15 protein-coding genes are annotated in these 17103 nt (G+C 43.1%); 3 read left to right on the top strand and 12 right to left on the bottom strand.

The genetic code is table 11. From position 1 onward, the window contains the following. Positions 1-36: 36 nt before the first annotated feature. Together EZ437_RS21825 and EZ437_RS21820 are read right to left on the bottom strand one after the other, a co-directional pair. A complete protein-coding gene (locus tag EZ437_RS21825; RefSeq protein WP_225869500.1) occupies positions 37-588 on the bottom strand; it encodes a M20/M25/M40 family metallo-hydrolase in 552 nt (183 codons plus the stop codon). Then, positions 585-1340, bottom strand: coding sequence for an amidohydrolase (locus EZ437_RS21820; RefSeq protein WP_225869499.1), 756 nt, complete (start codon positions 1338-1340; stop codon positions 585-587). Before EZ437_RS21820 ends, EZ437_RS21825 begins: the two co-directional genes overlap by 4 nt. 124 nt (positions 1341-1464) lie before the next feature. Between EZ437_RS21820 and pgi the strand changes: the two genes are divergently transcribed. Then, complete coding sequence (gene pgi / locus EZ437_RS05515) at positions 1465-3111, top strand: glucose-6-phosphate isomerase (RefSeq protein ID WP_131594042.1); 1647 nt, start codon at positions 1465-1467, stop codon at positions 3109-3111. Positions 3112-3240: 129 nt separating this feature from the next. After that, positions 3241-3771, top strand: a complete 531-nt coding sequence (locus EZ437_RS05510; protein WP_131594040.1) for a DUF4251 domain-containing protein — start codon at positions 3241-3243, stop codon at positions 3769-3771. A gap of 25 nt (positions 3772-3796) precedes the next feature. Here the strand turns inward: EZ437_RS05510 and EZ437_RS05505 are convergent, their stop codons facing one another. The 9 genes from EZ437_RS05505 to EZ437_RS05465 all read right to left on the bottom strand — a co-directional run bounded on the left by EZ437_RS05505 (position 3797) and on the right by EZ437_RS05465 (position 14592). After that, positions 3797-4813 (bottom strand): glutaminyl-peptide cyclotransferase, encoded by a 1017-nt coding sequence (locus EZ437_RS05505; RefSeq protein WP_225869498.1) that lies wholly within the window; start codon positions 4811-4813, stop codon positions 3797-3799. Between the two features lie 52 nt (positions 4814-4865). After that, positions 4866-5228 (bottom strand): YraN family protein, encoded by a 363-nt coding sequence (locus EZ437_RS05500; RefSeq protein ID WP_131594036.1) that lies wholly within the window; start codon positions 5226-5228, stop codon positions 4866-4868. Next, positions 5229-7193, bottom strand: a complete 1965-nt coding sequence (dnaG, locus tag EZ437_RS05495) for a DNA primase (RefSeq protein ID WP_131594034.1) — start codon at positions 7191-7193, stop codon at positions 5229-5231. Between the two features lie 3 nt (positions 7194-7196). Continuing rightward, positions 7197-7871 carry an SGNH/GDSL hydrolase family protein gene (locus EZ437_RS05490; RefSeq protein WP_131594032.1) on the bottom strand — a complete coding sequence of 225 codons (675 nt, stop codon included), beginning with the start codon at positions 7869-7871 and terminating at the stop codon, positions 7197-7199. 82 nt (positions 7872-7953) lie between these two features. Then, positions 7954-8904: a hypothetical protein gene (locus tag EZ437_RS05485; protein WP_131594030.1), complete on the bottom strand. Its 951-nt coding sequence runs from the start codon at positions 8902-8904 to the stop codon at positions 7954-7956. A 162-nt stretch (positions 8905-9066) separates the two neighbouring features. Then, on the bottom strand, positions 9067-10254 hold the full coding sequence (locus EZ437_RS05480; protein WP_131594028.1) for a M20 metallopeptidase family protein: 1188 nt from the start codon (positions 10252-10254) through the stop codon (positions 9067-9069). Further along, positions 10238-10690 (bottom strand): SPOR domain-containing protein, encoded by a 453-nt coding sequence (locus EZ437_RS05475; protein ID WP_225869497.1) that lies wholly within the window; start codon positions 10688-10690, stop codon positions 10238-10240. Before EZ437_RS05475 ends, EZ437_RS05480 begins: the two co-directional genes overlap by 17 nt. 70 nt (positions 10691-10760) lie before the next feature. Continuing rightward, positions 10761-14072 (bottom strand): preprotein translocase subunit SecA, encoded by a 3312-nt coding sequence (gene secA / locus EZ437_RS05470; RefSeq protein WP_131594024.1) that lies wholly within the window; start codon positions 14070-14072, stop codon positions 10761-10763. Positions 14073-14289: 217 nt separating this feature from the next. Further along, positions 14290-14592, bottom strand: a complete 303-nt coding sequence (locus EZ437_RS05465) for a hypothetical protein (RefSeq protein ID WP_131594022.1) — start codon at positions 14590-14592, stop codon at positions 14290-14292. Between the two features lie 116 nt (positions 14593-14708). Here EZ437_RS05465 and EZ437_RS05460 point away from each other — a divergent pair, with 116 nt between their 5' ends. Next, on the top strand, positions 14709-16292 hold the full coding sequence (locus EZ437_RS05460) for a beta-galactosidase (RefSeq protein WP_131594021.1): 1584 nt from the start codon (positions 14709-14711) through the stop codon (positions 16290-16292). A 15-nt stretch (positions 16293-16307) separates the two neighbouring features. Here EZ437_RS05460 and EZ437_RS05455 read toward each other — a convergent pair whose 3' ends face one another. Further along, complete coding sequence (locus tag EZ437_RS05455) at positions 16308-17090, bottom strand: NIPSNAP family protein (protein ID WP_131594019.1); 783 nt, start codon at positions 17088-17090, stop codon at positions 16308-16310. Between the last annotated feature and the right edge of the window lie 13 nt (positions 17091-17103).

Here is a 17103-nt window from a genome sequence, read left to right as displayed (position 1 = left end):
CACGTTTTATAAAGTCTTTCTTTTCAGTAAATCAAATCATTTCTTCAGTATCATATAATCGAGGGCAAGGTTGCACAGGGCATTGACCCCGAGTATAAACCCGCTTTCATCAATAAAGAAATCTGGCGTATGGTGCGATGGCGCGTTCAGCCGATCCTGCCCTTTGGGCATGCCCCCGAGAAAGAAAAACAGGCCGGACACCTTTTCCTGATAAAAAGAAAAGTCCTCCGCACCGGTAACAGGAGGCACGAGCTTTACGTGATCTGCTCCTGCAGCCGCCTTTAAGCTTGGCAGCATTTTTTCTGTTAGGCCGATGTCATTAAATGTAACCGGATAATGCGCACTATAGGGAATTTTCACTACTGCAGTTGCCCCGCCAGCCTCAGCGGTTTTGGTAGCGATGGTCTTGATCCTTTCAATAAACATGGCTTCGTCTTCTTTGCTAAAATTGCGGACAGTACCCAGCATCTCCACTTTTTCAGGAATGATATTGGTACGTACTCCACCATGGATGGCGCCAATGGTTACTACACCGGGATTCTCTGTTACGTTGAGGTTACGGCTTACGATGGTCTGCAGGTTATTCACAATCTGTGAGAAATCACAATGGGATCTATACTGCTCCAAGGATTGGCGCCATGCGCCTGTCGACCGTTCACCACGATCTGCATATCATTTACCGCAGCCATGATACCCCCGGGCCGATAAGTAATCTCACCAACAGGAGTCTGTGAGTTAATGTGCAGGCCAAAGATGGCCTCCACTTTAGGATTTTCCAGCACCCCTTCTTTTACCATCAATTGGGCACCCCCCTCTTCGCCGGGAGGAGGCCCTTCTTCAGCAGGCTGAAATATGAACTTTATTGTACCCGGGATATCTTTCTTCATCGCGGAAAGCACTTCTGCTACACCCATCAGTATTGCTACGTGGCTGTCATGACCGCAGGCGTGCATTACGCCCACTTCCTGTCCGTTGTAAGTAGCCTTTACTTTGGAGGCAAAAGGTAGATCTACACGCTCCGTGACAGGCAATCCGTCCATGTCTGCCCTGAGGGCGACAACAGGCCCTGGTTTTCCTCCTTTAAGTATCCCTACCACACCGGTCTTTGCCACACCGGTTTTTACCTCTATCCCAAGGGCTGTTAAATGTTTGGCGATGATTTCTGCAGTCCTGTGTTCATTATTGCTCAGTTCGGGATGTTCATGCAAGTCCCTGCGCCATGCGATCACCTTCTTTTCGATGCTCAGTGCTTTTTTTGACACCTCTGCCCTTAAAGTGTTTTTCTGGGCAAAGGCCGCAGCGGGCAATGACAGCAACAGGACAAAGTAAAATCTCTTCATAAATTCCTCTTTTTATGTTAAATATATGATTATCAGCCGATATTTATTTGTATGTTATCATTATTCAGAAATGGATTTTAGGAAATAAAATAAACTACTACATTTACAGAAACACTAATATATTATGCTACCTACAGTAAACTTTACAGAAACAGCCGCCTATAAGTACCTTGCTGATCATTTTATCAGCATCAATGAAAAAAACCTGAAACAGCTTTTCGCAGAAGACGATGGCCGTTTTGAGAAATTCTCTTTATTATTTGAAGACATCCTGGTAGATTATTCCAAAAACAGGATTGATGATACGACCATCGCATTGCTGATCCAACTGGCCAGGGAATGCAAGCTGGATGACGCGATCAAAGCCATGTTTGAGGGAGATAAGATCAACCAGACTGAAGGCAGAGAGGTACTGCATGTTGCTTTACGTGCGCCTGCCGGTGCAGAGATACTGGTAAATGGCAAAAACGTAGTCGAAGATGTGCATGCGGTACTGGCCAAAATGGAGAAATTCAGTAACGCTATCATTTCAGGTGAATGGAAAGGCTATACCGGAAAGGCAATCACAGATGTGGTAAACATCGGTATCGGAGGCTCTGACCTGGGGCCGGTGATGGTGACAGAATCATTAAAAGCATACAAAAATCACCTGAAGATGCATTTCGTATCTAACATAGACGGTACGCACATTGCAGAAACGCTGAAACTGGTAGATCCTGAAACGACTTTGTTCCTGATTGCTTCTAAAACCTTTACCACGCAGGAAACGATGACCAATGCCAACAGCGCAAGAACCTGGTTTTTGGACAAGGGCGCCGCACAGGAAGACATCGCCAAGCACTTTGCTGCCTTGTCTACCAATTCAAAAGATGTAGCTGCTTTTGGAATTGATACCGCCAACATGTTTGAATTTTGGGACTGGGTAGGTGGACGCTACTCCCTGTGGAGTGCTATCGGGCTGCCAATTTCCCTGAGCATCGGCTTTGATAATTTCAAAGAATTGCTGGCAGGGGCACATGCTGCAGACGAACATTTTGAAACCGCAGAATTTGAGATCAATATCCCCGTGATACTGGGTCTGATAGGGGTCTGGTACATCAACTTCTTTGATGCAGAAACCCAGGCGATTTTGCCATATGATCAATATATGCACCGTTTTGCAGCATACTTCCAGCAGGGAGATATGGAAAGCAATGGCAAACATGTGGACCGCAACGGAAAGGAAATAAGCTACGAGACCGGCCCTGTCATTTGGGGTGAGCCCGGCACCAACGGACAGCACGCTTTTTATCAGCTGATCCATCAGGGTACACGCCTGATCCCTTGTGATTTTATTGCGCCTGCACAGAGCCTGAACCCACTGGGTGATCACCACCCAATCCTGCTGTCGAACTTCTTTGCGCAGACAGAAGCGCTGATGAACGGCAAGACAAAAGAACAGGTAGTAGCTGAACTGCATAAGGATGGTAAGTCGACCGCTGAAATTGAAGAGCTTGCTCCGTTTAAGGTATTTGAAGGAAACAGGCCTACCAATTCTATTTTGCTTAAGAAAGTCACTCCTTTTAGTCTGGGAAGCCTGATCGCTTTCTATGAACATAAGATTTTTGTACAGGGCATTATATGGAACATATTCAGTTTTGACCAGTGGGGAGTGGAACTTGGAAAGCAACTGGCAAAAAGCATTTTGCCTGAACTTGGGGATGATAAAGCAGTTTCTACACATGACGGATCAACTAATGGATTGATCAATCAGTACAAGGCCTGGAGATAGTATCAAATATTTGACATAAAATTAGCCCCGGTAAATTAAACTTTATCGGGGCTAATTTGTTCTTATACAATAAAATGAGTATATTTATTATACACTTCATTAATTGTTAAACAGATAAACAAAACATATATGAAAACGCTTAAAAGTATTTTGATGATCGCAGTGCTGCTTACAGGTATTCAGGCATCTGCTCAAACCGACAAAGCAACTACCACTAAACTGGTAAATGCCCAAAATTTTGTATTCAATGCGACCACCGCATTGCCTTTGGCCAATGCTGAGATCAATGCAATCCTAAGCCAGATGCCAGGCGGACAAGCAGGGGGCATCATCCATCTGGGTGGCTCAAGATATCAGTTACTTGTTGAAAAGGATAGCTTATCGGCTTATCTGCCTTATTTTGGCAGGGCTTATGCACCTACCATGAACAGCAATGATTCAGGCATTAAATTCAACTCAACAGAGTTCACCTACGAAACTAAAAGAAAGAAAAAAGGAAACTGGATCATTACCATCAAACCTAAAAACGCACAGGATGCTCAGACTTTGACCTTGAATGTGAGTGAAAATGGCTATGCATCTTTAAATGTAAACAGCTATAACAAGCAGTCAATTTCCTTTAACGGGTATATCAGTGAGCCGAAACAAGATAAAAATTAATAATATCCTTTTAACGTTAGTTGCCCTATTGGGGAACTAACGTTATCTCAAAAAGTTTAGGCCATCTTTTGCCGGTCACAAACAAGCGTTTTCCTTGCTTATCCCAGGCTATTCCATTTAAGACATCGATATTGGCATCTCTTGGGACCTTCTTATACCCTTTGTCCAGCAATCCACTCAGGTCTATGTGCTTTTCTACAATGCCTGATTTGGGGTCGATTACCACGATGATGTCGCTGGTATAGATATTTGCATAAATCTTACCGTTGATAAATTCCAGCTCATTGATGGAATCCACCGGCCCCTTATTGTCGTAAACGTCAATAGCACTTTCTTCCTTAAAGCTTTCTTTATTTAAAAAATATAGGCGGTTTGTTCCGTCAGATTTGATCAGCTGACTACCATCATAGCATAATCCCCATCCTTCCCGGCTGTTCTGGTAAGGAAAGGTACTGAGTTGGTCAAGCGTTTTAGCGTCATAGACAAAACCCATGTTGCCTTTCCAGGTGAGCATTACTACCTTATCACCGACTAAAGTTGCCCCTTCACCAAAATATTGTTTGTCCAGGTCCATGCGCTGCAGCGTTTTGCCTGATGCCGGCTCCACCCATCTTAAGGTAGACTGACCTTCCAGTCCGGTACTTTCGAGAAACCTGCCATTGTGGTATTCCAGACCCTGGGTATACGATGAGGTATCATGAGGGAGAACATTGACCACCTTATAGCTTAGTTGCAGGGGCTTCATGCCTGAGTTCAACACAATATTAATGGTGGCCGTATCTTTTTTACTGCCGTTGTCGGTGATGGCTGTAATGATCTTATAGCCTACCGCCAGTCCGGCCGTTTTAAGAATCAGCGGTTCGGCATTATTTTTTGTTTCAATGGTCTTTCCATCGAGTAAATAAGTGGCCGAAGTGATCACTTCCCCTTTCGGAAGGTCCAGCTCGACCTTTACATCGTCGCCAAGACCAAAGGTCTGTCCCTGTTCGGGATACTTAAAACTCACTGCTGAAGTCACTACTGTTTCATTGCAGGAAGTCATGGTTAGAATGCCTATTACAAGGCATAAAAGGGAGGCGGATTTCAGGATATTTTTAACTGGGCCAGAATGCATCTTCAATATGATTAATTTTATAAAGGTCTTTATTTTCGAAAACAATTGCAATTATGTCAAAACGGATCTCTCCCTGATGGTTGTTCAGTTCTATATAGCCGGAGGATGCATATTCAAGTTGTCTTTCCTGTTTGGGGCTCACAAATTCTTCAGGCATGCCATAGTCTATGGAGGTCCGGGTTTTTACCTCCACAAAAATGATGGTTCCCTGCTGATTGGCAATGATGTCTACTTCTGCCCTGCCGTATTTCCAGTTGATCTTTAAGATGCGGTAACCCAGATTTTCTAAGTATTCTTTAGCGATAAGCTCTCCGCGTCTTCCCAGATCATTGTGACTTGCCATCTATTTTAATATAACTGAGCCTAAAAATTTGGAAATCTCTTTTTCTACCCCCTTAATAAATGAATACCGCTGCATGAGGATTTCCTGGTTTACCGGATCTATCTCGACTTTTATCTCCTGCAAAATATTGAGGAGCATGCGGTCTACCTTGCGCTTCTTCAAATGAAAAATACCACCAAGTATGGTTGCCTTTAGGTTCACCGTTTCATCACGCACATAGATCTGGTGTTTATTGTACCAGTTTTCACTTAAAGAATAAGGGGAGGTAGAGAGTGTGATCGCGAGATCAGCAATCTGCCGGTCTTCGTTCTTGATAAACTGATTGGCTACCGGCAGGTGTCCGTTTTCAATTTCATCCCTGTAAGTTTCAATCACGCGTTTGCATATCGCATCTTCAAAAGTAACATCCGAAAGATTTTGCATGATGAAAGACCCTATATACATGTTGTCTATCTTATCCCAGTTGACCAGTTCATGACCAAAAGCAAGCAGCAGGCGCACAATCTCCTGTTCCTGCAGGGTATCATTATCCGGAGAAGTATCAGCAGCTAAAGTTCCTGGCTCATCCGTGGGATTTTCAAAAAGATTATCAGGAGGACCGTCCTGAGAGGCATTTTGATAAGATGTATAGGTATTATTGTTCCCGCTGGATTTTTTAAACCTGGCAGCACGCATCTTATTGAGTTCGGAAAGTAATATCCTTTCTTCTACCTGCAACAAGCTGCTGCATTCCCTGACAAACAGCGCCGCCTTAATGTCATCCGGAATCCTGGAGATACTCTCTACTATGTCCCTGATAATACCTGCCCTCTTTATCGGATCCGTACCTGCTTCTTTTAATAAAATATCTGCTTTGTACAGAATAAAGTCCTTACGGGTGTTTTCTATATACTTCTTAAACTCCCCTGAACCTACGTGGTGCATGTATGAATCGGGGTCATGTCCGTCCGGAAAAAGAACCACCTTCACATTTAGCCCTTCTTCGAGGATCATATCCAGGCCCCTTAAAGATGCCTTTATACCCGCAGCATCACCATCGTACAAGATCGTCACATTTTCGGTAAACCTGCCGATCAGCCTGATCTGCTCTGTAGTCAATGACGTACCGGAAGAGGCCACTACATTTTCAATACCTGCCTGGTGTACCGCCAGCACATCGGCATAGCCTTCTACCAGGTAGCAATTGTCAAATTCCCTGATGGCTTTTTTGGCATGAAATAGCCCATAGAGGACATTCGACTTATGGTAAATATCACTCTCAGGAGAGTTTACATACTTGGGAACATTCTTGTCAGTCTTCAGTGTCCTGCCGCCAAAGCCGATGATCCGCCCTGTAAAATTATGGATCGGAAACATGACTCTGCCCCTGAAGCGATCATAGAGCTTGCCTTTATCATTCCTGATAGCCAGGCCTGTTTTCTCCAGGTAATCTTCTTTGTGACCGGCTGCAACGGCACTCTGTATCAACGCGTCCCAGATATCGGGAGAATATCCCAGCTGGAACTTTTTAAGGATATCTTCTCTAAAGCCTCTTTCTTTGAAATAGCTAAGGCCTATGGCACGACCATCTTCGCCGGTCCATAGCTCATTGGCAAAGTAATCGGCTGCGTATTCCGACACGATATACAGGCTCTCGCGTGCATTTTGTGCCTCAATATTTTGTGGGGATTGTACTGTTTCCTCGACCTCAATATGGTACTTATTGGCCAGAAACTTCAGTGCTTCAGGATAGGAATATTTTTCATGGTCCATGACAAAGTGGACGGCATCGCCCCCTTTGCCACAACCAAAGCACTTATAGATACCTTTAGCTACCGAAACATGGAAAGAAGGGGTCTTTTCATTGTGAAAAGGACAATTCCCTATTAAACTTGCACCGCGTTTCTTTAAAGCTACAAAATCACCGACTACCTCCTCAATGCGGGCAGTATCCATGATCTTGTTTATGGTATCCTGATCTATCATTTATTAGAATAACTTTTTGATAATCGCCAGCAGATTTGCCGCAACGGTCTGATTTCCTTCTGGATTCAGGTGTACCCCATCAGTAGTTAAAATCCCTTTTTCTTTGTCGTCAGCGTTTTTAGCGATGTTGTAATCGGTAAAGATCTTACGAAGGTCACAAAGCGGCAGGTTGTTCTTTGCAGCGATCTCCCTGATAGCGCCTGAGTACTTATCAAGTTCAGCGTCCATCTCATTGGCACCATTCTTTTTCTCTCCTATCACAGCAGGGGTAACTAAAATAACTTTTGCACCATTGTCCTGGATCTTCTTGATCAGTGCATTGTAAAAGCCGATAAATTTATCATAGTCCGTACCCGTTCTGCTGGATAGTTTATGCCATACATCGTTCACGCCAACGTAGATTACTACTGCATCAGGCTTTTTGTTGAGCACGTCATTTTCCATACGCAAGTAAAGGTCGTATACTTTATTACCGCCAATACCGGCACCGATTACTTCATAATTCTCCGTTCCCAGTCCCTTTTTTATGAGGTCTACATACCCGCCCGGCTGCACGCCTGCCTGTGTAATAGAATCTCCGAAGAAGATGATTTTTTTAGGTTTTAGTTTCATGGCAGAAAAAAACAGTACCATTAGGAAAGCGGACATAAATGCCATTGGTTTAAGATAGGTTTTCATTTGTTTTTTTAGTTGTAAGCTTATGTAAGCCCGGTTCAATTCTTTATACTTTATATACCATTAGGTATACGAAGTTAAAAAATTACTTCCCTTTTCCAAGTTGATAATCTTTATGAACAATTAAAAAACTCGCCCGCTCTTCGTTTTTAAAAGGATAGTCCCAGTTTCCCTGATAGGTAATTTTTGTTGGCAGTTTTTCCTCACCAAAGTAGCTCATTTCTATATTCATCTGCACATCAAAATCAAATACCATGTTGCTGTATTTCATATCTACATAGCGACCAAGGATGGCAAAATTACGTTTGTCGAATATCGTAACCAGGTTCTTGATCATGAGATCATCCTTTGTGCCGCTTCTGAGGTCCTTTTTTACGGCCACCTTAAACCTGTAAACGGGAATAGAGTCGAGGTAAATACCGCTATCGTACGAATAATCATAGTATTGGCGCATATTGGCCGTAAATATGGAGGTTTTATTGCCTATAAAAGGCAATCCTTTAATTGGCTTGCCCGGCGAAAAGATCAGCGTCTTTAACTTGTCTTTATACCCCTCATTTGCACCCTGACCTTTAGCCCCTGTGGTCATAGGCCCCTCTTTAAGAAGGTCAGAATTCTGAGGGTTCATAAAGATATAATCAAACATCTCCATGGTGTATAACTGGTATTTCCCATTTCTTTTATACAACTTACCAGTATCCTGTTTGGCCAGGATTACCATTTTGTATGGGCCGTCGTTATCGTGTTTAATCTTCCTGTAAATACGGCCATCAACCTTATTGCTTTTATTGTAGCTATACACCCGGTTTTCGGCAATGAAGCTATATTTCTTCATGTTTCTGAAGGCCTGATAAAAGGTATCGTCAGTAATAATGGCATTGATAAAAGTTTCAATACCAAACTTCTGAGCGGTTACCGTTACCGTAGAGTCCAGCTGTATGGTTTTGATCGTATCGGGATTAAAGCGATTGATCTCCTGGCCAGAAGCTTTCACCAAAACCGCCATCAAAACCACCAGTAAGAGTATTTTTTTCATCTAATCTAATTTTGTAGTCGGTCGTCATCCTGAATTTATTTTGCTTCGCAGCTTCTTCGAGGTCAGGATCCCGGCCATGTTATTTAATACCTGCTCAAACGAGATGCTGAAATAAATTCAAGATGACGTGTGTATTATTTCATGGTAAAATTAATGGCAAGATCAATTCCCCAACTGCTTCAGCGTGATGTAGGCCATTAATCCTGGTGAGATTTTTAAAGCATCTTCATCAATGTCGAATTTTGGCGTGTGTACAGAATGCATCGTATCCTTCTCTTTATTTCCGGTACCCAACCTGTAAAAGCAGGCATTGGTGACCTGCGAATAATAAGCAAAGTCTTCTGCAGCCATCCATATGTCCAGGTCAATCACATTTTCTTTACCCAGGTAGTCCTCAGCAAAAGCACGCGCATTTGCCGTCAGCTTTTCTTCATTGATCAGATAAGGATAACCATCCATGATCCTGAAATCACAAGTTCCGCCCATGCTCTCTGCCATACCCTCAGCCATCTTCTTCATCAGGCGTTTGGCTTCTTTACGCCATTCTTCGTTCAGGGTCCTGAAGGTACCTTCTATTTTTACCTCATTGGGAATGATATTGGTGGCACCATTGGCCTGTACTTTTCCAAAAGAAAGTACCGAAGGCAGGCGTGGGTCGGCATTTCTGCTCACAATCTGTTGCAGTGCAATGATGATGTGTGAGGCAATCAGCACAGGATCTATATTTTGATGCGGTTGCGCCCCATGGCCGCCTTTACCATGAACGGTGACATACAGTTCATCTGTTGAAGCCATATAAATACCGGATCTGAAGCCAACTTTACCAGTTTCGATCATTGGCATTACATGCTGCCCTAATATCGCCTGAGGCTTAGGATTCTCCAATACACCTTCCTTGATCATGATGCTCGCACCACCTGGTAATAATTCTTCAGCAGGCTGGAAGATGAGTTTTACAGTACCTCCAAATTCAGCCCTCAGGCTACTTAATATATAGGCTGTACCTAGTAGCGAAGAGCTGTGCACATCATGTCCACATGCATGCATTACCCCGGCATTCTTTGAAATATACGGTTTTTCATTCGCTTCCAGTATGGGCAAAGCATCCATGTCTGCACGCAGGGCTATGATATTTTCAGAAGGAAGACCACCTTTGATAATGCCCACAATACCGGTGTTGGCCATTTCTGAAAAAGGGATGCCCCAATCCTTCAGGTGATCTTTAATATATGCAGAAGTCTGAAACTCTTTAAACGAAAGTTCAGGATTGGCATGAATGTGCTGACGATAGCCTACTACCTTTTCAAATATCTCAGTGGAAAGACTTTGGATCTTATCTTTGTTGATCATTATCGTATTCTAAGTTTGGTGCATTGATTTTCTCTCTGAAAATAAAAAGCGTTGGAAATATAGGCCTTAACTCATTCAAAAAATGCTGAGCTTCCAGTCTTGTCCTAAAATCGCCCACCCGCAAATAATAGTTAGGCTCCTTATAGGTGACATAAGTATTATGTTCAGGGAAAAGGGAATTAAACTTGGCCTGCTGATTAAACACCTCGCGCCTGTCAGATCCATAAAATACCTGCACCCGGTATCCCATAGATGAAACTACTGGTGCTGGCTTTGTTACAGCAACCCCAGACGCGGGCTTTGCTGTATTTAGCTGAATGCGCCTGGCAATGAGACTATCTATCAAAGGGTCTTTGACTACGGTGACTACGCCCCTTGTCTGAGCGCATACGCCAATAGCAAAACAACACGATATACAGGTAAATAATAATTTCATCAAAAGGGTCTTAAAAAAAGAATGCCGAATTCTGTTTACAAAAATCGGCATTCTATATGGGTATTACAAATTACAATCCTGCACCGTGACAGTTTTTGAATTTTTTGCCGCTTCCGCAGGGGCAGGGCTCATTTCTGCCGACCGTAACTTCCTTCCGGATTGGCTGCTGAGGTACATGCTCACGGGTATCGTCCATCTCTGGCATTCCTGTATGACTGGACTGGGCAAATTCAGGTTTAGACATCTTCAACCTGTTAGGGGCTTGTCTTGGCGCCTGTGCTTCCCTAACATCACCAGGCTCAGTTTGACCAGGGATCCCTCCTTTATATAAGAAACTAACCACTTCTTTATTTACCGCATTCAGCATGTTTTTGAACAAATTAAATGCTTCCATTTTATAAATGATCAGCGGGTCCTTTTGTTCATAAACAGCATTTTGTACGGATTGCTTTAATTCGTCCATTTCACGCAAATGCTCTTTCCATGACTCATCTATCAAAGCCAGAACTATCGTTTTCTCAAATGACCTGGTAACCTCGCGGCCGCCGTTTTCAATGGCCTTTTTTAGTCCCACAGTAACCTGTATGCTACGCAGTCCGTCTGTAAACGGAACAACGATCTGTTCTACCTGATCGCCACGCTCATCATACACCTGCAATAATACCGGCATGGCCTGTGCAATGATGGCATCAGACTTCCTGGTATAAAAGGCAGTTACCTCTTCAAACAGCTTATCTGTTAAGTGATGAATGCTTTTTGAAGCAAACTCGGCCTGATCGATGGTAGTATCAGCCGAGAAGTTCTTAATCACTTCCAATTTAAACCCTTCGTAATTTCCCGCTTCTTTGTATTCAGATACGATATCCTCGGCCACATCAAACACCATATTGCTCATGTCTAAGTCCAGACGTTCGCCAAACAATGCATTTTTGCGTTTTGAATAGATCACTGAACGCTGAGAATTCATTACATCATCATATTCAAGTAAACGCTTACGTATCCCGAAGTTATTCTCTTCTACTTTCTTTTGCGCACGCTCTATAGATTTGGTGATCATTGAGTGCTGGATCACCTCACCATCTTCAATTCCCATTCTTACCATGATGTTAGAGATCCTTTCTGATCCAAATAACCTCATCAGGTTGTCTTCAAGAGAAACGAAGAACTGGGATGAGCCCGGATCTCCCTGGCGACCGGCACGACCACGCAACTGCCTGTCTACACGGCGCGACTCGTGGCGTTCTGTACCTACAATGGCCAAACCACCGGCATCTTTAACACCAGGGCCTAATTTAATATCCGTACCACGACCAGCCATGTTGGTGGCAATGGTTACCTGTCCTGGCTGTCCGGCTTCAGCTACAATATCTGCCTCCTTCTGGTGCATTTTGGCATTCAGTACGTTGTGTTTAATACCTCTCAGCTTTAGCATACGGCTTAATAACTCTGAAATCTCTACTGAGGTAGTACCTACCAGCACTGGTCGGCCAGCTTGAGTCAGTTTGCCAATTTCTTCTGCCACTGCATTGTATTTCTCCCGGATGGTACGATAAACGTAATCCTGCTCATCTTTTCTTGAAATTACCCTGTTGGTAGGGATCTCTACCACATCCAATTTATAAATAGACCAAAACTCGCCTGCCTCAGTAGTGGCTGTACCCGTCATACCGCAAAGCTTATGGTACATCCTGAAAAAGTTCTGCAGGGTAACGGTGGCATAAGTCTGTGAAGCATCCTCCACCTTTACATTTTCCTTTGCTTCAATAGCCTGGTGCAGTCCGTCAGAATAACGACGTCCGTCCATGATACGGCCAGTCTGCTCATCTACAATCTTGATCTTGCCTTCATCGATGATATATTCCACATCGATCTCAAACAAAGTATAGGCTTTCAGCAATTGGTTTACCGAGTGGATGCGTTCTGCTTTTATAGAATAATCACGCATCAGGGCATCCTTCTGTGCTATTTTCTCTTCATTGCTCAGCGATGATTTTTCAATCTCTGCTATCTCAGTACCTACATCAGGCAAGATAAAGAAATTTGTATCCTCCCCTGATTTAGTAATAAGCTCGATACCTTTTTCAGTAAGCTCTACCTGGTTGTTTTTCTCATCAATGTAGAAGAACAGTTCTGAATCTACCTTAGGCATATTTTTAGACTGATCAGCCATATAATGGTTTTCCGTTTTCAATAAAGTCTGCTTATTGCTTCCTTCACTTAAAAACTTGATCAATGCCTTATTTTTAGGCAAACCACGATGCGCACGTAAAAGGGCCAAACCACCTTCTCCTTCTTCCGTGCCGGCTTTGCCATCATTAATTAATTTTTTAGCCTCATTCAGTGCCTTCTGAATGTATTCTTTCTGTGCAGTGACCAAACGCTCGATGCGTGGTTTCAATTCATGAAACTCATGCTGATCGCCAAATGGCACAGGACCTGAAATGATTAACGGAGTCCGGGCATCATCAATTAACACTGAATCGACCTCATCGACCATGGCAAAATGCAGCTTGCGCTGTACCAGCTGATCTGGCGTTTGCGACATATTATCACGCAGGTAGTCAAATCCAAATTCGTTATTGGTACCATAAGTAATGTCAGCCAGATAGGCATCTCTCCGTTCCTGTGAGTTTGGTTCATGCTTATCGATACAGTCTACCTTCAGGCCATGAAACTCAAACAAGGGGCCGTTCCATTCAGAGTCACGACGGGCCAGGTAGTCATTCACCGTTACGATGTGAACACCTTGTCCGGCCAGGGCATTGAGGTATGCAGGCAGAGTACTTACTAAGGTTTTACCCTCTCCAGTAGCCATCTCTGCAATTTTACCATTGTGCAGTACCATACCCCCGATCAACTGAACATCATAGTGTACCATGTTCCACAGCACTTCCGTTCCAGCAGCATCCCATTTATTCGCCCAAAGTGCTTTATCACCCTGTATGATTACATTCTTTCTGCGTGCAGCATAATCCCTGTCAAACTGCGTAGCAGTAACTTCCAGAAATTCATTTTCTGTAAAACGTCTTGATGTTTCTTTAACTACTGCAAATGCAGCAGGCAGGATATCAGATAACACTACTTCCAGTTCTTTATCGCGGTCTTTGATCAATGCATCAACCTGATCATATAGCGCTGTTTTCTCTAACAAAGAAAGCTCCTGACTTTCAGCATCAGTTTTTAGTCCGCTTATCTTTTCATCGATGCCTGCCAACGATTGAACAATAACCTCTTTAAAATGGGTTGTTTTATTACGTAGTTCATCATTACTTAAAGCAGACAGCTTTGCATATTCTTCATTTATTTGGGTAACTATAGGCTGCAATATCTTGATATCTCTTTCTGATTTGCTTCCAAATATCTTGGCTAAAAATCCTAACATGTTTTATGATTGTGTTTTATGATTATTAATTAATTGTGTGATTTGTTCAACTGACCCTTTGATCTACATCATATTGTGTGCCACGTCATCCTGAATTTATTTAGCTTCGCAGCTTCTTCGAGGTCAGGATGACCTTTAGTTCAGGTCTAATAGCATATCCGGGATCCTGAAATAAATTCAGGATGACGTGTAGCTTAGGATGACTTATAGGATTAGATTAAGGGCTGTTGTTCTTAGGTTTTTCCCGTATGGTAAGGTCAGCAATAACTTGATTACGTGTTCTGAACTTGGCAATGCGAAACTCAGGAAGTACGCCTATACAGGTTAAATCACTGTAAGACAGAAAAAAAGGATAGTGATGGTCGTCAGCTTGGTTTGAATCAATATTGATCAGTTCGGTACCATTCTGCTGCTTATTGCAGTATTTTTCAGTAATGAGCCTTAACCCCTCCACCCGCTCAGCTTTCGCGAGATGGGTGAGACTAAAAAATACAAGGGATAAAGTAACAATGTGTCTCATGTTACAGGCAAATCTACTTTTAATCTTTTATATATAGAAATTTGTGCCTATAGAATCTTACCCGGCAGGGGTATAAAATCGATTAAATTGCTTAATTTCAACCGCCAGCCTTTCATATGTTAAAATTGAATTTACTAAAAACACTTCTTTCCGCTGCTTGTATATGGATTCCCTGCATTTCAATAAATGGACAATCCATCACCTCAAAAATGCATCCCACTGAAAAAATACCACTCAAACATGCTTTTGGAGTTAATGCTTTTGAATGGGACTTTGAAAATGAGAAAGATCCCTCAAAGATAGACCAGGACCGGCTAAATGGCATGAAATCTTTTACCGCCATCCGTCATTACATGGACTGGGAAAAGCTGGAACAGGAGGAAGGCAGGTATTCTTTCAATCCTACACTCAGCGGGGGCTGGAATTATGACGCCTTGTATGAGGCCTGCAAAAGCAACGGCATCGACGTGCTGGCCTGTCTCAAAACCATTCCAAAATGGATGGTTAGCACTTATCCGGCTGATTCCGGGGCTGATCAGGACAATGTGCCCGTAAAGTCCGGAAAAGACTTCTCCGATCCGAATTCCTATATTGAGCAGGCTAAGGTGGCTTTTCAGTACACAGCCAGGTATGGGAGTAACACGAATATCGACATAGTACTTCTGAGCGTCGACAACAGACCCAGATGGGCAAACGATCAGGTGAATACTGTAAAGAAAGGTTTGGGGCTAATCCGCTACATTGAATGTGACAACGAACGCGACAAATGGTGGAAGGGCGCAAAAGCCTACCAGAGCGGAAGTCATTACGCCGCAAATATGTCGGCCTTCTATGACGGACATAAAAATACAATGGGGCCTGGCGCAGGAGTGAAAAATGCAGACCCTTCTATGATCGTAGTCATGGGCGGGCTGGCCAAACCTGATACCGCCTATGTAATTGAAATGGTAAAATGGTGTCAAGAAAACAGGGGTTATAGGGCAGATGGATCGGTCAACCTTTGCTGGGACGTGATCAATTATCATCTTTATTCTGATGATGATGAATCAACCCAGGGCGTCAAAGCTACCAGGGGCATGGCACCTGAAAAGTCTGCTGCAGACTCTATAGCGAATAATTTCATGAAAATGGCAAGGGAACATGCAGGTGGCATACCTGTTTGGATGACCGAAACCGGCTATGACGTCGACCAAAGGAGCCCCTTAAGGGCCATCCCAATCGGCAATAAAACTGCACTGGAAACACAAGCAGACTGGATTTTGAGATCATCGCTCCTTTATTTGCGCCATGGTGTGAGCAGGGTATTCCTTTATCAGACATATGACGAAAACATGGAAAGCGGCGGACGGTTTTCCTCTTCAGGCTTGCTTAATAAAGATCGTAGTCGCAAACCCGCAGCCGATTATATCTTTCAGGCCAACAAACTAATGGGCAATTACACTTACAAATCTGCATTGTCTAAAGCCCCGCTTGTGGATATTTACGAGCTCGAGGGCAAACTGGCATATGTACTGGTCAAACCTTCTGAAGATGGCAGTTCAGTTAAATACACATTGGAGCTTAAAAATGTCAGGCAAGCAAAAGTCTATCATCCGGAAATTGGAAAGGATGAAATGAGCATGAAAGTACTGAAAGTAGTCAACGGAAAATTACCGTTAACCGTAACCGAAACGCCCCTGTTCGTACTTCCTGTAAACTAAATACCGGGTATGGTCTTAAATATCAGAGTAATCTGCCGGGTATAAGAACAGCGAAACATTTTTGGATACGTTGTTTTTATATTCCGGTTTGGCAGACAGCACTTTCCAGTAAGCATCTTTTCCAAATGCATCCCAGTGCTGGTCACGGTCGGCTTTATTTGCAAAAGTTGTTAAATACATCAAATTAGGCATGCGGGGGCCTGATATTACTTCCCCATAAAAAACAGCGTTAAAGCCCAGGCGCTTAAAGAGTCCTATTTCATCCCCTTTATTAAACATCTCAATTTTATTTTTAGAGATCGCCTCAGTATGCCCCTCATAACTTCTGAGCTCATAAATGCGTTCTGCTTTTGGTGTGCTTACAGCCGAAAGATTAAAATTCGGACTACCTTCAAAAGCATTTAACAAGATACTTTCGATCCTGTCGTAAGGAACTGCCGAATATAAAGCATTGAGATAAGCTGCTCCGTCAAGGTGATAGGCTTTATCTTTTTCCAGCTTCTGAGGCAATTTCTGAAAATCGGCCATAGATTTAAAAGGGATAAACACATAGATCAACAGTTCACCTGACTCTGTTCCCGCGATCTTCACTGGCTTAAATACACCGGCTTTAGGTATTCCGGCCCTATGCAACGCTGGTAAATAAGCATTCTTTAAGAAATCATCTACTTTTTGTTCCTGTTCTGCATTCTTTAAATGATAGATTTTGATCTGGTAGAACGCTTTTGAAGCGGCAAATGTCTGTGACATCACAGCAGTAAAAGATAAGACCAATAAAAGCGCAATTGTTTTTTTCATGTCTGGTTATTGT

The sequence above is a fragment of the Pedobacter psychroterrae genome, from assembly GCF_004331695.1.
GTDB classification, from domain to species: Bacteria; Bacteroidota; Bacteroidia; order Sphingobacteriales; family Sphingobacteriaceae; genus Pedobacter; species Pedobacter psychroterrae.
The sequence above is the reverse complement of the archived record's forward strand: the minus strand, read 5'-3'. Positions and strand labels throughout refer to the sequence as shown.